Here is a 24,217-nt window from a genome sequence, read left to right as displayed (position 1 = left end):
TGTAAACTAAAATTTAGTGCTGCAGGAATCTATTTCTTTGCAAAGGCAGCGTTTCGGTATTCCTGGATGAACTTTTCTACATCTGAAAGCTTGTAGTAGATTTTATTGCCAACCTGGGAGAAGGTGATCTTTCCTTCATCACGCCAAGACTGAGCGGTACGCAAAGAAACGCCCAGCATTTCCATGAACTGTTTATTGTTGAGATAGGTTTCTGTTCTGGCAGTTCTGGTGGAATTGAGCTTGTCTGAAATGTGCTCAATTTTAGAGATTAGTTCGTTGAACTGATCTTTGGATAAGATAATTGCTTCCATAATTTTATTGGTTTTAAGATTATGAAGCAAAGGTTGAAAAAAGAAAAAAGTCCGATTGGTCCGATTTAGTCCGATTGGACTAAATAATTTGCAACTAATTGGACTTTAGCATGTTGTAGAATTAAACAAGTGTTTGGTAATCGGACTAGAACTTAATCATAACGTCGGAGTTTGGATCCTTGTCATTTCGGCCTGGTGATAAGTACGTTTGTAAAGTTTCTTTAGAAAGAGGATTTCCGTTTTCATCTACGAAGTTGTCCGCTAGAAAATCAGCTACTTCTTTAATCCGTTTCCTGATATAAGGTTTGCCGGTTGGCTGCACTGAGGTCATCATTTGTTTGAAGGCATTGGTAATAATATTCAACGGACCATGGAGGGTTATTTTTTCCATTAGATATTCCGAGGGTGGCTTTTCTGCTATTTTCTTTGCTATTTCATACTGTAAGACCTGAAGTGCTAAAATATGCTCAATTTCTTTATCGCACTGTTTATCATATTCTAAAGTATTGATGTTTAGAAACTCAATATTAGACTGCTGATAATCAAATTTTTCTTTGGTGAGTAAAACGATTTTGTCATCATCACAACATAGCGCCATCAAATCTTGTTTCAGTTCATAGAAAGAAAAGTACCGATCGTCACTTTCAGCATTGATATGTTTTTTCGCCGGTTTAGTTTTTAAGTGGCTGGAAATTTCATCCAGAATTTTATTTCGTTTGGTTTCAATGCTAACCATGAATTTCACGTGTCTGTTGTGATTCCGTGCACCAATGAAGAGTTCATCATTTAGAGACAATAATTTTTCGAATTTGTTGAGCCATGAAACTGGATCTGCTACCAATGTACAATGGTGACATATAAACTCTGGGATCTGCGAATGAGTGATGGAAAATGAGCGGTCAATCAAGCATTGACAATAATCATTTAATGACTGTTTGGATTTTTTTTCAATATCAAATAAAGGGTTGAAGTCTTTTGAGACTTTTACCGACGAAAATTGCTCGAATGTAGCAACTTCCTTCAAGAGAAAATTTTGCATCATAGCTGAAATCGTTTTTTAAATATTAAATTACAAATCAATAAATCATATTTCTTAATAGGTCGCTAATTCACAAAAATCATTCAACATCTTTCAATTATTCATTAATTTTTTTATTTATTTTCATCAAGATGCTAAAATAGGAAATTACATGCAAAGTATTGCATTTCTTTTATAAAGAAAAGGTAAAAGAACTCGGCGGTAGTCTTAATCCGAAATGTTATGAGTTACTGTGCATCAATATATTGTACTGAGAGTAGGCATTAGTAAATATATTTGTCGACTGCATCATCCAACTCGTGGGAAATGATTTTCGCGTAGATTTGGGTTGTACTAATATCGCCATGATCCATGAGCTTGCTTACATATTCAATACGCATCCCATTCCGCAATGCATTCGTAGCAAAAGTATGACGGCTTAGGTGAAAGGTAAGACTAAAAGGAAATTTTAATTCTTTGCCCAATCTTCTTAAATGAAAACCACACAAACTGTTTGCCCGGGCAATTTCTTTGGATTTATTTTCTTTACTTTTTTCAAAGAAGGCAACATCTTCCAAAACAGGAAAAATAAATTGTTCCGGATTGGAATTTTGCTTTTTGTATTTTGCTATAATTTCTGAAGCTTTACTGGCTACTTTAAACTGGTGCTGTCGGTTGGTTTTTTTTATTGTTTTTGTAATCCGATGTTCTTTCAGGTCATATTCCGACCATTTTAATGACACCACATCACTGAATCTTAATCCGCCTGCATAGACTGCGAAAATGAACATGTCGCGGAATATTCCACATTTTCCAGCCCATTCGATTTTATAGTTTTTCAACTTTTCAAGTTGGTCATTGTCGAGGAAGGTTCTGGTTCCTCTTTCTTTTTTCAACCTTATTTTTTTGAAGGGAAAAAGCGTATCGGGAATCAAATCTTCATTGTTTGCGCTTGTAAACATATGAGAAAGGGCCTTTAAAGATCCTATAATTGTATTGGTGCTGTTGCCTCTTACTTTTCTTAAGTAATTGATGTAGTCGCTTAGAAGCAAAGCGGTAATATCTTCGAAATCCAGGTCACGGGTGTTCACATAATTTTCGAATTTTTTAATGTCCATTTTATAGTTCCGACATGTGCTGATCGAGTGGGTGAGTGCCAGTTTATTTAATCTTGTATCGGCATATTCAAAGAAATTGACTGTTGGTTTTCCCTTAATGGCTTCTTTTAGTCTTCTTGCGGATATATTATTTGTTTTCCGTTCACTATCCGCAATCATTCCTGAAGCGTCAGAAAGTTTTTTCAGCAACAGGGCATTTATCCGTGCACTGTTTTGGTGATTCTTTTTTACTCTCTGGTTTTCTTCATCCCATTCTGTTACCTTTAATTTTACGCCGGTTGTGATGAATTTGGTTTTTCGATCTTTGATGACGCGGATGTAGATAGGGTAGTGGCCAGTATTATCTTCTTTTTGAAGCCTTAAAACAAACTTTAATGAAGCCATAATGGTGTAATTTTAGTAGATTTGTTTTTGAATGCAAACGGATGAAATGATTGTAAAAGCTTTGTTGATAAACAAATGCATCCTAGAACAAAGGTACAACATTGGGTACAACAAATGCTTAATTTTCTTGCTTTTCATCGCATTGTTTTCATAGGTTCATTTTGGTAAATGCTTATTTAATAGGCATTTGAACGCATCGAAAACAATGGAATTGAAAATTTGTGCTATCTTGGGAATGGCAGAAATATCTGGAAAGCAGAAAGTAATCCTTTAATAAAGAGCAAAAAAAATCCTGAAACTTACATTTCAGGATTTTTTGTATTTAAAATTTGCAAAGTCTTACATTGGTGGACCTTGATCATCGCCACCTTGACTGTTGGCGTTAATGTCTTTTTTACGTTTTGGCTGATCTACTTTTTCACCTTGTTTGAATCGGTAAGTTAAGGAGACATTAAAACTTCTTGGGTTCCAGCGCATGTAAGAATCTTTTTCAAAACCTGAACCGAAACTGGTTGTGTTTCTTGCTCTGGTTCCTAAAATATCCTGAATATTAAACGCAAGTGTTCCGTTGTTTTTCCAGATGGTTTTGTTGGCTCCGAAATTTAAAACGTACATGTCTTTGCTTAGACTGGAAGCGGTTTTTTGTCCACCTCTGAAGAAACCTTGTAATTGCATGCTCATCGTTTTATCGATTTTGAAAGTGTTGGTTAATCGAATTCTGGTCGAAAATCCTGAACCAGCGAAAGATAATGGTTGATCCATTCTGGTGGCATCAAAATAAGAACCTTCTGATTTATAACCGAAGAGATCTGCACTCGCCAAAATTTTATACCAAGGGAATAAATCGGCAGTTACGTTTAAATCTAAACCATAACTCGTTTCACTTCCTACATTATTAGGGGTGGTAATTAAAACATCTGAACCAGCTGCTTCACGCAATACCACAAATTTAACATCATCCGTAGTTTTTCTATAATATAAAGTTGGATTGATGGTGAATTTTTTCTTCTGAATAGCATATCCTAATTCGAAAGAGTCGATGTAAGAAGGATTCAAATCACCATTACCCTGAAATAAATTCTGACGGTTTGCCAACGATGTCGGGTAAGGAATCAAGAACCAAGAACGTGGTCTGTTAATTCTTCTGGAATAATTTAGTAATAACTGATCATTGGTGCTTCCTAAATCATAACTCAAAAATACACTTGGGAAAAATCCTAAGTAACTCTTTTTGTTTGAATCTGTTGCGCCAGTATATCCTAAATAACTAATGTCGATGTTTGATTGCTCTGCTCTTAACCCAACTTGGTAACCTAACTTATCAATTTTACTTTTAAATTGTGCATATCCAGCATTGATCATTTCATCGTATACGGTATTACCACTGTATTTTTCTGCAACGCCATACACTAAATCTGCATTGGTTTCTTTATTCAGGAAATCGTAATCATTCACGTTATTATCAATTCGGTAACCTGCTTCTAATTTCGATTTTTCCCCGATTGGCAATTCATAATCGATTTTACCAATGATTGATTTGTTAATGGTATTGTTATTTCCTAAACTTCCATATTGAAAAACAGACGAATTGTATTGTTTTGAATCTTCCGTCGATTCATTATTGCTTCTCTGTAAACTTAAAGATAATGAAACGTTATGCCCATTGGTATTGAACTTATGATCTAAACCAATATCACCTTGTAATGAAAGGTTGTTACCTTTACCTAAAGCATTTGTTTTCGAGTAATCAGTTAAAACTTTGGAAGCATCGTAATTAAAGTTATCTACTTTATTATCGCTGTTACTATCGGAACTTCTAATCATACCCGAAAGGTTGAAAGAGGTATTTTCGGTTAAATCTACAGCAAATCCTCCCGTCGCATTATAGTTATTGCTTTCACTTTTATTACGTGAATTTTGTTCGAAGTATCTCGTTGTTGCAAGACTCGTTTGATCAAAAAATCGGGTATCACTATCATTTTTCCCTTCGCCTTTTCGGTAGCCACCGCCACCATTAAGAAACCAGGTCCAATCACCTTTTTTCCAACTCAAATTTGTATTTAAATTCGTGGTTGGTAAATATCCTAAACTTCCGGTAACGCTTCCGTTGAAGCCCATTCCTTTGGTTTTCTTTAAAATAATATTTAAAATACCTGCAGTTCCACTCGCTTCAAATTTTGAAGATGGATTGGTAATAACCTCGATTCTTTCAATTTGATCTGCTGGGATCGATTGCAAACCACCTGGGCCACTGTCAATCCCAAGAAGAGCAGATGGTTTTCCGTTGATCAAGAATTTCACGTTAGAGTTTCCTCTCATCGAAACCGTACCATCGGTATCTACATCTACAGAAGGAACATTAGATAAAACATCTTGCAGATTCCCACCTTTACTAAGAAGGTCGGTAGAAGGATCGTAAACCTTTTTATCTAATTCTACACGATACGGTTTCGTAGAAGCTGCCATAATCGTAACTCCTTCGATGTCTTGAGTTTTTCCGTTGGTGAGAGAACCTTCAGAAACTACGGTGAAGTTTCCGAGATTGCCAGCAGCTGAAATTTGCTTATTTAGAGTTGACTTCTTAAAGTCAATTGCTTCAATGGTAATGTCATAATTTCCTGGAGTAAGATCTAACTTATATTCTCCTTTCTCATTACTTAATGCAGCATCACTAAACATTTTGTTTGCTTTGTTGCTGAATGTTACCGAAGCATAAGGAACGGCGTTGTTTTGTTTGTCAACAATTTTTCCGCTTACATTTACTTTCTGTTGTGCGAATGCTAAACTCGCTGCACCCAAAACGAAAGCAAGTCCTAATGTTCGTTTTTTGATAATTGATGAAATCTCAATTTTGTCTGTCATAATTTTAGTTTAAACTATACTGATTACTTTTTTTAACAAAAGTTAAATTAAATGTTTGTTTAATATTTAAATTTTAGATAAAAGTTCCTCGTTTGCATTTAGAATTCTTATTTAAATTTTCTTTATTTAATGTTTTTAGAATTCAGCCAATCCTGATATTTCTTAGCATTCACCGCGTGTTCAGCTGCACTTGCAGTAAAGGTATGAAGGCCAGGTCGCGCAGGATCTGCACACATATAAATGAAATCATTTTTTTGCGCATTTAAAACTGCATCAACCGAGTTTTTATCAACCATGCAAATTGGTCCTGGCGGAATTCCCGCTGAGAAATAAGTATTATACGGTGAAGGCTCACGAAGATGTTTGAAGAAAACTCTTTTAAGAGGTTCTCCCTGAAAATTATTGGCTTTACTAACTGCGTAAATTACAGTTGGATCACTCTGCAGTTTCATCCCTTTATTGTAACGGTTTAAATAAAGTCCCGCCACGGTTTTCATCTCATCTGGTTTTCCGCCGGTTTCTTTATAAACTAAAGATGCCAAAGCATATATTTGGTCGCGGCTTAATCCCAAACTTTGCTCTTTGGCTTTGCGTTCAGGCGTCCAAAAACTGTTGTATTCTCCTTCAAATTTTTTAAAGAATTGCTCCGGAGTTACCGTCCAGAAAAAGTTATAAGAATCGATGAAGAAATATTTTTTAAGATCTTCAGCATTGCTAAGTCCTTTCTCAGTGGCGATTTTATTTAAATCAGTCGCAAATTTTAAAGAATCTAATTCTGTTTTTTTAGCAACTTTTCCAATCATTTGATAAACGCTAAAAAAATCGCCGATTCTGAAAGTGTTTTCAGTTTGGTTTCCGGCTTTAATCATATTGACTAAACTGGTATTGCTGGCACCGGATTTAATTTGGTAACGACCAGCCTGAAAAAAACGATCCATGCTTTTGCTTTTCGCAACTTCTGCAAACTGTTCCTTATTTTTTACATAAGGTGCAATAGAATCCAAAATAGAATTAAAATTAGCCGAATGCGGAATTAAAACATAACCCTCTTTTTCAACATTATTTCCATAATATTTTTTATAAAAGTTAAAGCCGAAATATCCGCCGATTAAAATAATCAGTAAAATGATTACTGCGATAATTCCATTGCCTTTTTTCATAAATATGCTGCGTTCTATATATTAATCTTGCCTTTAAAAACTTGTTTTGCGGGACCTTCTAACCAAATGTTTTTGAAAGTTTCTCCGTCCTGTTCTGCATATACTTTCAACTTTCCACCCAAAACATTTACATTAACTGAAGGTTTATTTTTATCTTTTAGAAAAACCAAAGCCGAAGCTGTTGCTCCTGTTCCGCAACTAAAAGTCTCATCTTCAACACCTCTTTCATAAGTTCTGATAAAGATTTCGTCCTCTGAGATTTCTTCAACAAAATTTACATTGATTCCTTCCTGACAATAAGACGCAGAATTTCTGATTTTGTTACCGTTTTCGAAAACTTTATATTTTTCTACGTTTTCTACAAAAGTGACGTAATGGGGTGAACCTGTATTTAATTCAAAATCACCATCAATTTTTTTAATGGAATCCACATCAATCATCTTCAGTTTAATAATGCCATTATTGATTTCTGCTTCGTGTAAACCGTCGATTGCAGTAAAGGTTGTTTGATCTTCGAAGACGTCGAGGAAATGAGCAAACGCCACAAGACATCGTCCGCCGTTTCCACACATCGTACTTTCGTTTCCGTCGGAATTATAATAAACCATTTTGAAATCAGCCGTCGGATCGTTTTCCAGTAAAATCAATCCATCGCCACCGATACCAAAACGGCGGTCGCATAAGTTTTCAATAATTTCTCTCTCTTTAGGAAACTGTAAATCACGGTTATCGATCATCACGAAATCGTTTCCGGTTCCCTGATACTTAAAAAAGTCAATAGTATTTTGCATAAAAAAAAGGTTTTTATCCCTTGTAATTTTGGGAGAGCAAAGATACTGAAAACTTAACCATCGAAAGTTAGGATGCAAATAGATTATAATTATTTAAAAATTCAAATTCTTATTTTTAAACCGCAAAAGAACCAAAAGACAAATGACTTAAAAAGATTTTCAAAAGCATGCAAAATGATAAAGCAATTATTGAATGTGGATTTTGCAGACTTTTGATTTGCTTATTTATAAAGTAAAACTTTTGCGTCTTTTGCGGTTTAAAAGAATTTAGACCAACACTAACTCACTTACTGTGATTGGTTTGATGGTCTTTTTTCCATTCGAAATAACCAATGATTGCCATGGCTGTAAAAACCAAATATTGAATAGAAGTAATACCCAAACCTTTATAAATCATCATCGGAATACAAATCAAATCACCTACGATCCAGAAAATCCAGTTTTCGATTTTACGTTTTGCCATGAGCCACATTCCAACCAAAAAAATCGCAGTGGTGAAAATATCCAACCAATTCGCCCAATCTAAGTGATATAATCCAAGATTTACCTTGTCCATCGAGAAATGATTGTCGATAAATGGTTTGTAATAATAAACGATAGTAACCAAAATTAAACTGATGAAAAATAAAATACCGGAAAAAAACCACTCTTTTTTTGTCGCCCATGAAACTTCAACGTGAATATGATCTTTGGAACTTCTGGACCATAAAACCCAGCCATAAACGCTCATGACGGTATAATAAAAATTAATCATCATGTCGCCAAGTAAACCAAAATTGAAAAGAATATAAACGTAAAGTGCTGTAGAAATAATTCCCGTTGGATAAACCCAAATGTTTTTTTTAATCGAAAATAAAACGCTCAAAACGCCGAAAATGGTGGCAATCACCTCGAGCGCAATTTGAAAGTTGTCGTAGGTTTCGTAAGGTTGAAAGAAGAGTTCGTAGAAATTCATGAGGTCAAAGATAAGTTTTTCTGAAAATAAAATTAAGAGGGTAACATGATCAAATGAATTAAAACATTTTGCCACGAATGCACGAATTTTTTTGATATTCTTTATGTTATCATAAAGGAGATGACTTTTCAGACTTAAAAAAGATAATTCGTGAATTCTAGGCTTTTATTCATCGCATTATTTTTAATGCTTTTAAAATTGCTGTGGGACTGAGTCACCGATGTCCTTCAAAACACTTACTATTCATAAATCAAATTAAGAGTCATGAAAAAATTTTGATATTCCGTACGGCAGGTTATCTTACCGTTTAGTTTATTGAAAATAAAAGTCTGGAGAAATTCGAAGATGAAAAAAATTTTGTAAAATTCATATTTACGTTTCGCAGGAAATTATATCTTTAACAGAAATTTAAAACTTTCGTTGTTTGCAGTGCCGTTAAGCTGCGAATAGTGCAAAATAATACCTATCAAAATGACAAAAAACATCATGAATAAACGAATAAGATCTCGTTTCCTTTTATTATTACTACTCATTCCATTTCTCTCTGTAAATGCGCAGACGGTCGCAAAAGCCGGTCCTGTTTTTGAAAATGGACAAGCTCAAATTGTTCCGGAATTTAAAGATGCCGACAAATGGATTAGAACTGACCTTTGGGTTGAAACAACGTTCGATACCGACGGTGACGGTAAAAAAGACCGTATGTATGTCGCGGTAACCCGACCTTATCAAACCGAAACTGAAGGATTAAAACTTCCTGTGATTTATGAATCAAGTCCCTATTATTCTGGTGTCGCACCCGATGTCGAGGGTGGTTTTTGGGATGTTAATCATGAATTGGGACAAGCTGGAAAAGCGCGTGTTCACGCAGAAGTCGTGCGAACTGGTAAACGTCCAATTATTTCAAACTCCCAAATTGCGACTTGGGTACCGCGAGGTTTTATCGTAGTTCATTCCTGTTCTCCGGGTACAGGGCTATCACAAGGTTCACCAACCGTTGGAGGCGAGAACGAATCCTTAGCTCCAAAAGCAGTCATCGACTGGCTGAACGGACGGGCAAACGGATATACCTCTGCGGACGGAAATGAAAAAGTGAAAGCTTATTGGACCACTGGAAAAGTAGGAATGACTGGGACTTCTTACAACGGAACAATTCCACTTGCCGCAGCGACTACCGGAGTTAAAGGTTTAGAAGTGATCATTCCTATTGCTCCAAATACATCTTATTATCATTATTACCGGTCAAACGGCTTAGTGCGTTCACCAGGAGGATATTTAGGAGAAGACGTCGATGTTTTGTACGATTTTATACATAGCGGAGATGAGTCGAAACGCGCTTACAGCAATGCTACAATTCGGGACACCGAAATGAAAAACGGGCAGGATAGAATTACGGGAGATTACAATGATTTTTGGGCAGGACGTGATTATCTTAATCATATGAAACCGATGAGAGCTGCAATGTTGATGGCTCATGGCTTTAACGACTGGAATGTAATGCCGGAGCATAGTTACCGCATTTATAAAAAAGCCAAAGAAATGGGTTTAGAAACAGCGATTTACTATCACCAAAATGGTCACGGCGGACAACCACCAATTGAAATGATGAATAAATGGTTTACTCATTATTTGTTTGGGATTGATAATGGAATCCAAAAGGAAGAAAATAAAGCCTTTATCGTTCGGGAAAATGATGATGTAAATAATCCAACACCTTATAAAGATTTTCCAAATCCGGAAGCTAAACCTGTCTCTTTTTATTTAACGAAAGGGGCGCCGAAAGTGGGAGGTTTAATCACTACTGCATCATCCAATCAAGGGAAAGAAACCTTAGTTGATAATTATTCATTTACGGGTGAAAGTTTAGCCAGAGCAGAAAATACCGATCACCGTTTATTATATGTAAGTCCAAAACTTACAAAAGATGTTCATCTATCTGGAGTTCCTCAAATCACCGTTAAATTAGCCAGTAGCAAACCTGCGGCAAACTTATCGGTTTGGTTAGTTTCGCTACCTTGGAATGAAGGAAGAGGCACGAAAATAACGGACAATATCATCACTCGTGGTTGGGCTGATCCGCAAAATCATGCATCGGTGAGAAAAGGGGAACCGTTAATTCCAAGAAAATTCTATAAAGTTTCTTTCGATTTAATGCCGGATGATCAAGTGATTAAAAAAGGGCAACAAATAGGATTAATGATTTTTTCAAGTGATAAAGAATTTACCTTACATCCGGAACCGGGGACGGAATTAACAGTTGATTTAGAGGGGACGATGATCACTTTGCCAATTGTGGGCGGACTGGAAGCGTTTAACAGTGCACTTAAAGAGAATTAAATTTAATTCCACTTTCAAAAAAAATGAAACCTCGAGTAATCGGGGTTTCATTTTTTTAATATATGAGGATGTGTTTTTAAATGGTAACAATGGTGGTATTCATCGTGATTTTCGATTTTATCGAATTCGAAATTAAGCAATGTTGTTCTGATTTTTGCAAAACGCGTTCTGCTTTTTCCCGATCACTTTCATTAATGATCGTAACGGTTGGTTCCAGGATAACTTCTGTCATTAAAAATTTCCCTTCTACCTGTTCCAATTTTCCGCTGGATTTACAAGAGAAACCCGTAAATTCTAATTTAGAGTTTTCCGCGATGGATAAAAAAGTCGTCATCAGACAACTCGCAACTGCTGAAGTAAATAAATGTTCAGGAGACCAAATTCCTTCCACGCCTTTTGGAAATTGAGGCGGAGTTGCAATTTCTACTTTAGTTGACAACTCTGGCGAAGACATTTCTCCTTGTCTGTCTTTCGTCCACGAAATATTTACGTTATAAAAATGTGAATCCATGATTTTATATTTTACCGTTTAAACTTCCCCAACCGCCGCCATTATGAACGTCGGTATAACCGTTATTCAAAAGAATCGTTTTCGCAGATCCACTTCTCATTCCGGAAGCGCAACACGTAATAATAGTTTTGTTTTTATCTTTTAATTTGCCAAGATTATTCTGAAGTTGATCCACGGGAATATTGATGGAACCTTTAATATGTCCACCTGCAAATTCGCCTTTGCTGCGAACATCAAGGATAACTGCGCCCTTTTTTACAAGGTCAGCGTAATCTGTTTTTGTGAAGCCAAAAAATTGATTAATAGTATCTAACATAATTTTGAGTATTTGATTAATTTAATACTGCAAATTTAGGTCATGGAAATCAGGAGCACAGTAACTTATATCACAGAACACCCTAAATGAAAAATCACTCATTTTTTTTCACTGCAAAAGATTCAAAAGCGCAATTCAAATAAATGGATGTTCAAAAGTTTGCATAAGCGAAATTCTCAACCAAACTATGTTTTTATTTTTGGAGAACTTAAAATCCAGTGGTTACTGTTACCTCTTTCGCGGTAGAAATATTTTTTGATTAAATCACAGAAGTTCAATTTTATTTCGGGAAAGAATTAACAGATGGTCTTTTTCCATTTGTTTCAGAACGCGACTGGTTGCTTCACGCGTAATTCCCAATTCATCGGCTAATTGTTGGTGCGTAACCGAAATTTCTTTCGAATTGTAAAGCTGGGTTTTCTGTTTGATGAGGTGTAAAAGTCTCATATCTATTTTTTGAAAAGCCACAGAATTCACAACATCCAATAATTCCTCAAAACGTTTTTGATACAAATCAAAAATAAATTCCGTCCAGTCCGGATATTTTTTGACCCATTCTTTTGCTTTATCTGCTGGGATCAACATAATATCTGCATCTTCCTCTACAATGGCTTTGATTTTAGAAGTTTCATTTTTCATCCCAGAAAGAATAGAAACAATGCAACTTTCGCCCGGAGTTAAATAATAGAGCAGGATTTCGCGACCGTCTTCGTCAGTCCGAATAACTTTGATACTCCCAGAAATTACAACTGGAATATTTTTAATATAAGAATCCATATTCACGATAATTTCACCCGCGACGAAATGCTTCAGGTTGCCGGAATCTTCAATCTCTTTCACTAAATCGGACTGGAAAATGTCATTTAAAATCATGGTTTAAAGTTACAGAAAATTATCATTTCGTATTTATTTTGCAGGAATATTAAAAGCGCAGGATTTTTAATCGGAAAGTATTTGGATAATCGATTTAAATTGTTTACGGCATTTACGGTTTCGCCATGAAATTCAGTTTTTTAGCGATTTTTAAAGACTTTTTTAAAAAGAATTTGATTAAAAAGAGCTGATAATTACATAATTTTTATATTTTTGAAAATCTTAAAAAATAAAAAATGTCAAATCTTTGGAGAACCAAGCCGCTGAGTCAGCTTTTGTCAGAATCTGACGAGACCTCAGACGGATTGAAAAAAACATTGTCTTCCGCTTCTTTGGTAGCGTTGGGAATCGGTGCTATTATCGGTGCTGGATTATTCTCAATCACCGGACTTGCGGCAGCTAACTACGCCGGACCTGGAATCATGATTTCCTTTATTATTGCAGCCATTGGTTGTGCTTTTGCCGGTTTGTGTTATGCGGAATTTGCCTCGATGATTCCTGTCGCAGGGAGTGCTTATACCTATTCTTATGCCACGATGGGTGAATTTATCGCCTGGATTATCGGTTGGGATTTAGTCCTTGAATATGCTGTAGGAGCCGCAACCGTAGCTTCGAGTTGGTCGGGTTATCTGGGGAAATTCTTGTCGAGTTTTGGAGTTTCACTACCGCATAATTTAATGATGACACCTTTTGACAGTTATATCGTCGATGGTGTAACTCACACAGGTTTCATCAATTTACCTGCTGTTTTCATTGTAACCATTATGTCTCTGGTTTTAATTAAAGGAACAAGCGAATCTGCTTTTGTCAATACTTTAATTGTAATTCTTAAAGTTTCTATCGTGATTATCTTTATCGTGGTAGGTTGGAAATATGTTAAAGCAGAAAACCTAACACCACTAATTCCTGCCAATACCGGTAAATTCGGAGAATATGGCTGGTCTGGAATTATTAGGGCCGCCGCCGTCGTCTTCTTTGCCTATATTGGTTTTGATGCAGTTTCAACGGCTGCGCAGGAAACCAAAGATCCAAAAAAATCAATGCCGATTGGGATTATGGGCTCGCTCATTATCTGTACCGTCTTGTATATTATTTTTGCTTACGTAATGGTAGGTGTTGTTAACTACAAAGCATTTACTGCCGGAGGTGGTGGAGATCATTTGGCGCCAGTTGCGATTGCAATTGAAGCAATGGGAAGTGTGGTTAACGGAACAATGGTTCCCGCATATCCTTGGTTGAATACTACGATTATCTTAGCGATCTTATTGGGTTATTCATCAGTGATTTTAGTGATGTTAATGGGGCAAAGCCGTGTATTCTATTCGATGAGTAAAGATGGTTTGTTACCAAAAGTGTTTAGCGAAGTTCACAAAAAATTCAGAACTCCTTATAAATCCAATCTTTTCTTCTTAGTTTTCGTAAGTTTATTTGCGGCCTTTGTACCAGGAAGAGTAGTAGGAGAAATGACGAGTATCGGAACTTTATTTGCCTTTATTCTTGTTTGTATTGGAGTATTGGTAATGAGAAAAACACAACCAGATGCGCCGCGTGCTTTTAGAACACCATTGGTTCCATTAATTCCTGTTTTAGGAGTATTGGTTTGTTTGGGAATGATGGTTTTCTTACCTTTTGACACCTGGATTCGTTTGGTTTGTTGGATGATGATTGGTATGGATGTTTATCTTTACAGAGGAATTAGAAATTCTGTCTTAGGAAAAGAAAATAATACAACCGGTGATCCGAAAAATTATTCAGTAACAGCAATTTCAGGGATTGCTTTAACCGTAGTATTAGCGATCTTGACGTATCTGCACCACAATAATGCAGAAACCGATGATAGTGGATTAATCATATTCTCAATAGCAATGATTATTGTTCACGCAGCTTTATATGGATATTATTACTTTAAATACAAAAAGTAATTTCTAAAATAAATAAAAAATTTCCCGTCAGTTTTTGGCGGGATTTTTTTTGCTTAAAAATCAAAAATAGGATTACTTTTCTTACGTTAGAAATGTTTTTTACAGATGAGCTTAAGGCTTAAAATTAACTTCAGCTAGTTATAATTTCCGAGCAAATCTTAATTTCCCTTAATGCCTTAATATTAAAAAAAACCATTTAATTTTTCCTATTCCCATTTTTAAATTCTTTATTTTTGATTAAATTAAATCTCCATGAAAAAAGCTTTCGGTTTCCTGCTATTTCTTTTTTGTTTAAATTTTTCCTTTGCTCAAAAGGTGGAATTTCAAACATTATTAAAAGATAATATCTCTATACGTGCCCTTCAGATTTATGATGGAAAAGTTTGGTATACAGGAACAGATTCAAAATTCGGATATGTGAGTTTGAAAGATTCTGCGGATAAAAAACAGATGAAATTATCAGATGAAAAATTAGAGTTTCGAACTTTAGCACAGGACCGTAAATACTTTTATACTATTAATATTTTAAGTCCGGCTTACTTGTTTAAAATTAATAAGAAGAATTTAAATTTTTCAATTCAAAAAACAGATACCAAAAAAACCGCTTTTTTTGATGCCTTTATTTTTGATAAATTCGATAGAGGAATTGCAGTTAGTGATCCCAACAAAGCTGGAAATGCGAATTCCTTGATTTTTTATTCGGGAAGACCCGGTGATAAGTTAGGTTTTCCAAAATATTTTCCGGGTGAAGCACATTTTGCAGCGAGTAATACGAACATCGCCACAAAAGAAGGTAAAGGATGGATTGCAACTGGTGGAATGAAAGCCAGGATTTTTAAATTCTCCTGGAGCGATCCTTTTACATGGGAAACTTTTGATACGCCCTTTATTCAGGGAACTGCTTCTACTGGAATTTATTCCATCGACTTCTACGATAAAAATTTCGGAATTGCAGTCGGTGGTGATTACACCAAACAAGCTGAAAATATCGACAATATCGCAACAACTAACGATGGCGGGAAAACCTGGGAAATTCAAGCTTCCGGTAACAATGGCGGTTATAAGACTTGTGTAAAGTTTCGTCCGAAATCTAAGGGAAAAGACATTATCGCAGTTGGTGATCAAAATATTGAATTCTCCAGTGATTACGGAAAAACGTGGAAAACTATTTCAGAGGAAAAAGGATTGTATGTTTGCGACTGGATTGATGAAAATACTTTAGTGTTTGCGGGGAAAAATAGGATTATTAAAATGAAATTGAGTGATGATTTATAAACGCTTCTATGTTTTTTAAAATAATTCGATACTGTCAAAACTCATCTTCAATATTCACAACTTCTATCTCATAATTCGACCACTCATAACTTATTTTGTATTTTTGCAAAACGAAATTTCAAAGTGAATTTCAGAAATATTTGTAAAAAACATCGTTCGAAATGAATTCTTTAATCGATAAATATAATATTCCAGGACCACGTTATACGTCATATCCAACCGTTCCTTTTTGGGATAACGAAAGCTTTACCAGTGATTTATGGCAGCAATCTGTCCTTAGAACCTTTAATGAAACCAATGATTCTGAAGGGATTTCTGTTTATATTCACTTACCTTTTTGTGAGCAATTGTGTACTTTTTGTGCATGTCATAAAAGAATTACAAAACAACATTCGGTAGAAACTCCATATTTAGAAAGTGTTTTAAAAGAATGGGATTTATATGTAAAACTATTTGGCAGAACTCCAAAAATTAAGGAATTGCATTTGGGTGGTGGAACGCCGACTTTCTTTTCTCCTGCGAATTTGCGACTATTATTGGAAGGAATTTTTGCCAAAGCAGAAATCGCTGAACATCCAGAATTTTCTTTTGAAGGACATCCAAATAATACGACCAGAGAACATTTACAGACTTTATATGATTTAGGTTTCCGTAGAGCAAGTTTCGGCGTGCAGGATTATGATCCACAAGTTCAGAAAGCGATTAACAGAATTCAGCCTTTTGAAAATGTAAAAAATGTAACAGATATGGCAAGAGAAATCGGTTACAAAGGTGTTTCTCACGATTTGGTTTTTGGGCTTCCTTTTCATACTTGGGAGAAAATGGAATATACCATTCGCAAAACGTTAGAATTAAAACCTGACCGTTTAGCCTTCTATTCTTACGCACACGTGCCATGGATTAAAGGTGTTGGACAAAGAGGTTTTGACGAAAATGATTTGCCAAGTGGTGAAGAAAAGAGAAAACTCTACACTAACGGAAAAAAATTGTTAGAAGAATTAGGATACATCGAAGTGGGAATGGATCACTTTGCTTTGCCACACGACGATCTTTACCAGTCGATGGTTTCAGGAGATATTCACCGTAATTTCATGGGATATTCATCGAGCAAAACCAAGTTGATGGTTGGTTTGGGAATGTCTGCAATTTCAGATTCATGGTATTCTTTTGCTCAAAGTAACAAGAGTGTAGAAGAGTATCAAAAGCTTGTCGAAGAGGGAATTATTCCTGTTGTTAAAGGACATGTTTTGAATGAAGAAGATTTGATTATCAGACAGCATATTCTTAATCTAATGTGTCGTTTAGAAACATCTTGGGATTTACAAAATAGTTTTCCGGAAATCGAAAATGCTTTAGAATCTTTAAAAGAAATGGAAGCTGACGGTTTGGTAGAAATCTCTGACAACACCATAAAAATCACCGATAAAGGTCGCGCTTTCACCAGAAATGTGGCGATGACTTTTGATTTAAGAATGCTTCGAAACAAACCCGAAACCCGGATTTTTTCGATGACGATATAATTTTATTTTTAAAGTAAAATCTAAAGCGACTTGAAAGAGTCGCTTTTTTTATTGATATAATATTTTTTTAATGATTATGGAGTTGAACATTTTTGAACTCTTGTACAGATTTAATTATCTTTACGATAATAAATTAACTTTACCTTAAGCGATGACAATAACAAACAGTACTTTAGATGATATTCCAGAAATTTTCAGACTTTATAAACTCGCTACTGATTATCAAAAAATTGCATTTCCGGGAAATATATGGCCTGAATTTGACCAGGATTTTATTGCTACAGAAGTAATTGAAAACAGACAATTCAAAATCGTCATCGACAATAAAATTGCTTGTATTTGGGCAATTACTTATAACGATGCAGATATTTGGGAGGAAAAAGAAAACAATGATGCAATTTACCTTCATCGAATTGCTACAAATCCAGAATTTAGAGGAAATAATTTTGTTCAAATAATTTCTGATTGGTCCAAAGATTTTGGTAAAAAAGAAAATAAAAAGTTCATTAGAATGGATACGTGCGGACAAAATGATCGCTTAATCAATCATTATAAAAATTGTGGGTTTAATTTTCTTGGAATGAATAAGCTGAAAAATTCTTCCGAATTGCAAGCGCATTATCATAATGCAGATGTTTGCTTTTTTGAAATAGAACTATAAAAAGAAATTTCTTTATAATTTCGAAATTTTTTAAATATAACCTTAGCAAAATTATTAAAACCCATGATTGATTTTATTGGAGATATTCACGGACATGCAGATAAACTGGAAGAATTACTTTTAAAGTTGGGTTATTCTAAACCGAACAGTTTTTACCTTCATTCAAATCCAAATCGGAAAGTTTTATTTGTTGGTGATTATATCGATAGAGGTCCTAAAATTAGAGAGACTTTGGAAATCGTAAAATCGATGGTTGATAACGGGAGTGCTATTGCATTAATGGGAAATCACGAATACAACGCGCTTTGCTTTCATTTTCAGGAAACTGATGGCGGACATTTAAGAAAGCATTTGATTAAAAATATCATTCAGCATTACGAAACGTTAAAGCAATTTCAAAATAGGCAGGAAGAATATGAAGGATACTTAGAATGGTTTAAAACATTGCCACTCTTTTATGAAAGTGAAAATTTCAGAGCTGTTCATGCTTGCTGGGATGATAAAATAATCAATTTTTTAAAGACAAAACTCGTTGAAAATCGACTGAATGATGAATTAATATATGAGTCTGTGAAAAAAGGAACGCCGCTCAATGAAGCGATTGAAGAAACTTTAAAGGGAAAAGAAATTAAAATGCCTGAAGGATTATTTTTTAATGATAAAGACGGCACAGTAAGAACTGAAATCAGAATTAAATGGTGGGAGAATCCTGCGGAAATGACCTATAAGGAAATCAGTGTTGAACCCTTGCGAAATCTTCCTGAAACTAAAATCGATTTGAATTTTTTTAAAAACAGTGAGTATTACAAAGAAGATGAAAAGCCTGTTTTTTTCGGACATTATTGGCTGAGAGGAAAACCCTTATTAAAGAGAGAAAATATCTGTTGTCTTGATTATAGTGTTGCGAAACAAGGATATTTAGTTGCTTATAGTTTTAATGGAGAGCTTACGCTGCTTAGCAATAAGTTGACTTTTGTTGAGAATTTAGAATGATAATTAAAATATTTTCCATTACAATATAATTCGAAAAGCGACTTGAGAGAGTCGCTTTTTCAATTAATATGCAATGAAGTAAAGTTCAAATAAATTAATAATCACTTAATGACTATTTAGAAATGTACGAGTATTCTTCGGGATTATGATTCGATGCTATCGTTAATGTATTAGATTTTTCAACGGTTTTAATCTGATGGATTTTCAATATTAGCAGAATCAAAGGTAAGCACCAGTTTGCGCTACGCTCCACAAATTCATAGATGGGTTCACCAGCGATACAACGGCTAAGAGCTGCCATAAATGCCCAACCAGCAGCCCATACCAAAACTGCTCTAAGTGGATAAATAAGAATTGAAAGAGCAATGAGAATATCAAGACATCCAATTAACGGAAGTAAAAATTTTGCGGTAGAAGCGCTGAAGCCATAGGCTGTTAGCAAATAAACCCATTTTGTGCTAACAAGAGCGACAGTTCCATGACCCAGAAAAGTACCAAAGATACCAACACGAGCAATAATTTCTAGTTTTTTTAACATTATACAAATGATACCTTTCGGTTTTTGTTTATTATTTTATTTTTTGATAAAGATGGTGCTGTCTTGGTGACCTCCTATAATTACAGAAATGGTATAAATTCCTTTCGCTAAAGTAGAAACATCGATTTTTTTCTCGAAATCCGTTGTCGTTTTAGAGGCTTTAATTGAATTAATTTCTCTGGCAGACATATCGTAGATTTTAATCAGACCCTCTCCATTTTCAGCGGACGAATATTTTAGCGTGAGCATATCCTGAGCAGGATTTGGATAAACGTTAATTGGATTTTGTCTATTTTTTGCAGTTTGAGTACTGTCTAGATTTTTGCTTTTGTCGATGACTACTTGCTCGATTAATATTTCGGGAGAAGTTGCACTTACTGTTGAACCTAAGCCATAAACATTTGCAGTAAGTATTTTATCCTGCACATCAATTTGTACATAATTGAACCCTTGGTAAAAAATACTGGTAAGTGGTACATCAGCATTAGAACCTTGCGGGTATAGACCAGCACCAGAACCTCCACATATTACTTGGCAGATTCCCTGTCCTAAACCTGTGCCATAAGAAGAAGCAACAGAAACATCACCTGTATTACTGAAGTTAATTGGTTTACTTCGTTGGTAATTGTGATCATGCCCATTAAGGATAAGGTCTACATCATTGGCGTCGAACCAAGCACCCCAATTTGCGCGGCGCGCATTTGCTTCACCATAATGTTCACCAGCATTTACGAGTGGTCTGTGGAAAAATATAATTCTCCATGTGATGGTTGGATCCGATTTAGCTTGTTGTAATGTCGATTTTAGCCAAACGGATTGTGCAGAAGTTTCTGACATTACATCCTCAGAATTCAAAGAAATAAACAGGGCATTCCCATATTTGAATGAGTAGTACAAATTGGAGTTTTCAGAATTATTACTTGGTAGAGAGAAAATTTTCTGATAATAGCTAACAGAACTTGGCACATCGTGATTACCTTGAGAATGATATATAATATTGTTGCCAACATAATTGACAGCGTTGCTGAACCAGTCGTCATACTGTGCTATATTATCTCCCGAACCGGTAATGTCGCCAGTAAATAAAGTGAAAGCATTATTTGTACGCAAAGTCACTTTGTCGGCGATGTTTTTCCAAACGGTGTTCGCGTTAGAACGGCTGTCGCCCTGCGCTATAAAGCTGAATGTTTTTGTATTGGCTGGTGGTGCAGTTTTATACGTCATCTGTGTGGTCCACACTGATGCTGCTGAATCGTACATTTGATAATAGATTGTGCTATTTGCATTCACGATAGGAAAGGCATACCGGAAATAAGAATTCCCTGCAGATATTGCTGGTCTTTTTAGAGTGTTGAAAGTTCCCATCTCATAGGCTGTAGTATAACCCCAGCGGAATTTGTCTGAATTCCCAGTGCTTGTCCAATCCAGTGTAAGTCCGTTTAAAGGTCCGGCGTTGCTGCCCCAACGAATCTGGGTAATTGCAGCACTAATGTTTACAATCGAGAATAACAAAATTCCAAAAAGTAGTAATTTTTTCATTTTATAAATATTTGCATGGAATTACAATAATACTAAATTATTTCATCCGAATTCATTATTAATTTAAACCTAATGCTAATTAAGATTTGGTTTATTTTAAGTTAATAGATTTTTCAAAATAAATGGGTTGGAGTTCTGAGACGTTTCAAGATGAAAAAGCTTTAAAGATTTTTATAGTCTTAAAAATTCATGATTATTTTTTATTACGTGCATTTCTCAAATTTCAAAAACTTCAAGTCATTTTAAGATAATACAGGTGAAATTTCAGAAGTGATTTGAGAAATTGTTAATTGAGTAGATGTGCCGTTTTTTAATTATCATTTTAGTTTTGCCAGAAAGAGCACCATTACTTTTGACTTAAGAATGCATTGAAACAAATTTGAAATTCTCCGATTACAAAACAATTAGAAAAGCGACTTGAAAAACCGTTTTTCTCATTGGCTGTTATCATGATTTTCAATAAATTACACTTAATTTTTTAGATGATTTTTCTATTATAAATTGTAATTTAGTTTAATCAAAAAAATGATTTTCTTGAAGGATTAATTACGATTACTCTTTCCTAGAATTTAACTTTAAACACAAAGAAATGCTTACCATTGATAATTATCTAGATGTTCATTTTGTTCAAAGAAGTAACTGGTTACGAGCGGCTGTTTTGGGCGCAAATGATGGAATAATTTCGGTGTCGAGTGTGGCTATTGCGGTAACTGCTGCAAGTTCTACTACGCAACCGATTGTTTTAGCAACGGTAGCAGCTTTGGTTGCAGGAGCATTATCTATGGCTGCTGGGGAATATGTTTCGGTAAGTTCGCAGACGGATATCGAACAGGCAGATATTGAAAGAGAACGACAAGAGTTGAAAGAAACACCTGCGGAAGAATTAGAAATGTTGGCTCAGATTTATGTGAAAAGAGGTTTGAAAAAAGAAACTGCGATGCAAGTTGCTTTAGAATTTACAGAAATAGACGCTTTGGCGGCGCACACACGTGACGAATTAGGCATTAATGAAATAACAAAAGCGAATCCTATTCAGGCAGCTTTGGCTTCAGGCAGTTCTTTTACCGCTGGTGGTATCTTACCTCTTTTGGTAGTATTGTTTGCTCCATTGCATAATATGGAATATTGGCTTTATGGTTTTACAATTGTATTCCTGATTTTTCTGGGTGCTGTAGCTGCGAAAACGGGTGGGTCGAGTATCCTGAAAGCAGTTCTAAGAATTACCGTTTGGGGTACGATTGCACTGGGATTATCTGCTTTGGTAGGTCATCTATTCGGTGTTAATGTTTAATGTTTCAATCACTGTAAGTACAGGTTTGAAAATAAAAAAAATAATTTGCAGTAAATTAGAAGTTATTGTATTCACAGAAGTTTAAATTTTTCTTCCGATATTCCCAGTATTTAAAAGTTAATCATGAAACAGATTTTCCCTATTTTATTTTCTATCGCACTAATTTCCTGTAACCAGCAAACTGATCAAACTCAGCTGTTACAAAAGCGGGTCGATAGTTTAGAGCATCAACTTGCAGAAACTTATAAACCCGGTTTCGGTGAATTTATGAGCGGCATTCAGGTTCATCACAATAAACTTTGGTTTGCAGGGGAAAACGAAAACTGGAAACTGGCTGACTTTGAAATTCACGAAATCATGGAAGCTATTGATAATATTAAAAAATATCAGAAAGAAAGAAAGGAAAGTGAAATGATTGACATGCTTAATCCTGCTTTAGATAGTCTGAATAACGCTATTAAACTAAAAAATCCAAAGCTTTTTAAAAGTAGTTTCATTACACTTACCAATACTTGTAACCAATGTCATCGTCAAACTCAATTTGAATTTAATGTGGTGAAAATTCCCGATCAGCCTCCCTTCAGCAATCAGGATTTTAGAAAGCAACTGGAAAAAAAATAGAAGAAAGAATTGAAAATTTTTATTGATGAAGGTTGAGGAAAACTTAAAAGAAATAGCAAAGCTTTTTCTAAAATTGGGAATAATCGGTTTCGGTGGTCCGGCTGCACATATTGCCATGATGCAGGATGAAGTAGTTGTCAAAAGAAAATGGCTGACAGAACATCATTTCCTTGATTTAATTGGTGCTACGAATTTAATTCCTGGTCCCAACAGCACCGAAATGGCCATTCATATCGGTCATGAAAAAGGCGGCTGGAAAGGTTTAATCATCGCTGGACTTTGTTTTATTTTGCCTGCGGTTTTTATTACCGGAATTTTTGCCTGGCTTTATAAAAAGTTCGGACAACTCCCAGAAGTTCAACCTTTTATTTACGGAATAAAACCTGCTATTATTGCAATCATCATCGGAGCAGTTTATCCATTGGCGAAAAGATCTTTAAAATCAATAGAATTAGGAACAATAGGACTCGTAGTTTTAGTCGGTTCCCTATTTAATTTCTATGAAATCTATCTCATGTTTGGCGCAGGATTTTTGGCTTTAGGTTTAGCATACATAAGAAATAACAAATTAAAAAACATCCACAGTTTTCTTCCGTTTACCTTTTTAGAGATCGTCAACACAGGTTTTCTGTCGGCGACGAATTCAAAACTCTTCTGGATCTTTCTGAAAATCGGTGCCATACTTTATGGTAGTGGTTATGTGCTTTTTGCTTTTATTGATACTGAATTGGTCTCAACCGGAATTATTAGCAGACAACAATTAATCGATGCGATTGCAGTAGGACAGTTTACGCCAGGTCCGGTTTTTTCCTCCGTAACATTTATCGGTTATCAAATCAACGGCATATCCGGCGCGGTAATTTCGACGATTGCCATATTTCTTCCTTCATTTATTTTTGTGGCGTTTCTGAATCCTTTGGTTAAAAAAATGCGAAGTTCTGTATTGTTTTCAGCGTTTTTAGATGCCGTAAACATAGCTTCGGTTGCAATTATTATTGCGGTCTGTTTTTCCATGGGCAAAGATTCTATAACCGATTGGCGAACGATTTTGATTGCAGTTTTAAGTATTGCGATTACCTTTCACTATAGAAAAATTAACAGTGCATTTATTGTTCTAGGTGGTTCTCTCGGTGGTTATTTGTTGACATTGATATAAAGGTGAAAACTGTAAAATATCATTAGTCGATATTTAATACCTCACTTTTTCGTAAATTAGGGCTCCTA

General features: G+C 35.2%; 21 protein-coding genes. 9 read left to right on the top strand and 12 right to left on the bottom strand.

Features of this window, described 5'->3' with window-relative positions; all coding sequences use genetic code 11:
* Window positions 1-29: 29 nt before the first annotated feature.
* The 7 genes from Q73A0000_RS07885 to pnuC form a co-directional block, all read right to left on the bottom strand.
* Window positions 30-341, bottom strand: a complete 312-nt coding sequence (locus Q73A0000_RS07885; protein WP_244140839.1) for a helix-turn-helix domain-containing protein — start codon at window positions 339-341, stop codon at window positions 30-32.
* Between the two features lie 115 nt (window positions 342-456).
* The gene (locus tag Q73A0000_RS07880) at window positions 457-1,353 is read right to left on the bottom strand and encodes a hypothetical protein (RefSeq protein WP_193813505.1); all 897 of its coding nucleotides are present in this window, start codon (window positions 1,351-1,353) and stop codon (window positions 457-459) included.
* 260 nt (window positions 1,354-1,613) lie between these two features.
* A complete protein-coding gene (locus Q73A0000_RS07875) occupies window positions 1,614-2,831 on the bottom strand; it encodes a site-specific integrase (protein ID WP_193813504.1) in 1,218 nt (405 codons plus the stop codon).
* A gap of 339 nt (window positions 2,832-3,170) precedes the next feature.
* Window positions 3,171-5,693 carry a TonB-dependent receptor domain-containing protein gene (locus Q73A0000_RS07870; protein WP_193813503.1) on the bottom strand — a complete coding sequence of 841 codons (2,523 nt, stop codon included), beginning with the start codon at window positions 5,691-5,693 and terminating at the stop codon, window positions 3,171-3,173.
* Between the two features lie 122 nt (window positions 5,694-5,815).
* Entirely contained in the window at window positions 5,816-6,853 is a 1,038-nt protein-coding gene (gene mltG, locus Q73A0000_RS07865; protein ID WP_193813502.1) for an endolytic transglycosylase MltG, read from the bottom strand.
* A gap of 14 nt (window positions 6,854-6,867) precedes the next feature.
* A complete protein-coding gene (gene dapF / locus Q73A0000_RS07860; RefSeq protein WP_193813501.1) occupies window positions 6,868-7,644 on the bottom strand; it encodes a diaminopimelate epimerase in 777 nt (258 codons plus the stop codon).
* A gap of 283 nt (window positions 7,645-7,927) precedes the next feature.
* Window positions 7,928-8,599 carry a nicotinamide riboside transporter PnuC gene (gene pnuC / locus Q73A0000_RS07855; RefSeq protein ID WP_193813500.1) on the bottom strand — a complete coding sequence of 224 codons (672 nt, stop codon included), beginning with the start codon at window positions 8,597-8,599 and terminating at the stop codon, window positions 7,928-7,930.
* A gap of 486 nt (window positions 8,600-9,085) precedes the next feature.
* Here pnuC and Q73A0000_RS07850 point away from each other — a divergent pair, with 486 nt between their 5' ends.
* Entirely contained in the window at window positions 9,086-10,933 is a 1,848-nt protein-coding gene (locus Q73A0000_RS07850) for a Xaa-Pro dipeptidyl-peptidase (RefSeq protein ID WP_193813499.1), read from the top strand.
* Between the two features lie 76 nt (window positions 10,934-11,009).
* Here Q73A0000_RS07850 and Q73A0000_RS07845 read toward each other — a convergent pair whose 3' ends face one another.
* From Q73A0000_RS07845 to Q73A0000_RS07835, 3 genes are all read right to left on the bottom strand, one after another.
* Window positions 11,010-11,444 (bottom strand): OsmC family protein, encoded by a 435-nt coding sequence (locus tag Q73A0000_RS07845; RefSeq protein WP_193813498.1) that lies wholly within the window; start codon window positions 11,442-11,444, stop codon window positions 11,010-11,012.
* A gap of 4 nt (window positions 11,445-11,448) precedes the next feature.
* Window positions 11,449-11,760, bottom strand: coding sequence for a rhodanese-like domain-containing protein (locus Q73A0000_RS07840; protein ID WP_193813497.1), 312 nt, complete (start codon window positions 11,758-11,760; stop codon window positions 11,449-11,451).
* Between the two features lie 264 nt (window positions 11,761-12,024).
* Window positions 12,025-12,633 carry a Crp/Fnr family transcriptional regulator gene (locus Q73A0000_RS07835; protein ID WP_193813496.1) on the bottom strand — a complete coding sequence of 203 codons (609 nt, stop codon included), beginning with the start codon at window positions 12,631-12,633 and terminating at the stop codon, window positions 12,025-12,027.
* A gap of 236 nt (window positions 12,634-12,869) precedes the next feature.
* Between Q73A0000_RS07835 and Q73A0000_RS07830 the strand changes: the two genes are divergently transcribed.
* The 5 genes from Q73A0000_RS07830 to Q73A0000_RS07810 all read left to right on the top strand — a co-directional run bounded on the left by Q73A0000_RS07830 (window position 12,870) and on the right by Q73A0000_RS07810 (window position 19,004).
* Entirely contained in the window at window positions 12,870-14,555 is a 1,686-nt protein-coding gene (locus tag Q73A0000_RS07830) for an amino acid permease (RefSeq protein ID WP_193813495.1), read from the top strand.
* 252 nt (window positions 14,556-14,807) lie between these two features.
* Window positions 14,808-15,830 (top strand): WD40/YVTN/BNR-like repeat-containing protein, encoded by a 1,023-nt coding sequence (locus Q73A0000_RS07825; RefSeq protein ID WP_193813494.1) that lies wholly within the window; start codon window positions 14,808-14,810, stop codon window positions 15,828-15,830.
* Window positions 15,831-15,991: 161 nt separating this feature from the next.
* Window positions 15,992-17,350 carry an oxygen-independent coproporphyrinogen III oxidase gene (hemN, locus tag Q73A0000_RS07820; RefSeq protein ID WP_193813493.1) on the top strand — a complete coding sequence of 453 codons (1,359 nt, stop codon included), beginning with the start codon at window positions 15,992-15,994 and terminating at the stop codon, window positions 17,348-17,350.
* A gap of 151 nt (window positions 17,351-17,501) precedes the next feature.
* Window positions 17,502-18,011: a GNAT family N-acetyltransferase gene (locus Q73A0000_RS07815; RefSeq protein WP_193813492.1), complete on the top strand. Its 510-nt coding sequence runs from the start codon at window positions 17,502-17,504 to the stop codon at window positions 18,009-18,011.
* A gap of 63 nt (window positions 18,012-18,074) precedes the next feature.
* Complete coding sequence (locus Q73A0000_RS07810; RefSeq protein ID WP_193813491.1) at window positions 18,075-19,004, top strand: metallophosphoesterase; 930 nt, start codon at window positions 18,075-18,077, stop codon at window positions 19,002-19,004.
* A 112-nt stretch (window positions 19,005-19,116) separates the two neighbouring features.
* Here the strand turns inward: Q73A0000_RS07810 and Q73A0000_RS07805 are convergent, their stop codons facing one another.
* Window positions 19,117-19,542 carry a hypothetical protein gene (locus tag Q73A0000_RS07805; protein ID WP_193813490.1) on the bottom strand — a complete coding sequence of 142 codons (426 nt, stop codon included), beginning with the start codon at window positions 19,540-19,542 and terminating at the stop codon, window positions 19,117-19,119.
* A gap of 36 nt (window positions 19,543-19,578) precedes the next feature.
* Window positions 19,579-21,081, bottom strand: coding sequence for a metallophosphoesterase (locus tag Q73A0000_RS07800; protein ID WP_193813489.1), 1,503 nt, complete (start codon window positions 21,079-21,081; stop codon window positions 19,579-19,581).
* A 589-nt stretch (window positions 21,082-21,670) separates the two neighbouring features.
* Between Q73A0000_RS07800 and Q73A0000_RS07795 the strand changes: the two genes are divergently transcribed.
* The 3 genes from Q73A0000_RS07795 (at window position 21,671) to chrA (ending at window position 24,149) form a co-directional block, all read left to right on the top strand.
* On the top strand, window positions 21,671-22,372 hold the full coding sequence (locus Q73A0000_RS07795; RefSeq protein ID WP_193813488.1) for a VIT family protein: 702 nt from the start codon (window positions 21,671-21,673) through the stop codon (window positions 22,370-22,372).
* A gap of 123 nt (window positions 22,373-22,495) precedes the next feature.
* Complete coding sequence (locus Q73A0000_RS07790; RefSeq protein ID WP_193813487.1) at window positions 22,496-22,993, top strand: hypothetical protein; 498 nt, start codon at window positions 22,496-22,498, stop codon at window positions 22,991-22,993.
* Window positions 22,994-23,018: 25 nt separating this feature from the next.
* Entirely contained in the window at window positions 23,019-24,149 is a 1,131-nt protein-coding gene (chrA, locus tag Q73A0000_RS07785; RefSeq protein WP_193813486.1) for a chromate efflux transporter, read from the top strand.
* The last annotated feature ends 68 nt before the right edge of the window (window positions 24,150-24,217 follow it).

Origin of the sequence: Kaistella flava (ex Peng et al. 2021) (assembly GCF_015191005.1) — a bacterium.
Lineage (GTDB): Bacteria > Bacteroidota > Bacteroidia > Flavobacteriales > Weeksellaceae > Kaistella > Kaistella flava.
This window is presented reverse-complemented; position numbering and strand designations above follow the sequence as displayed.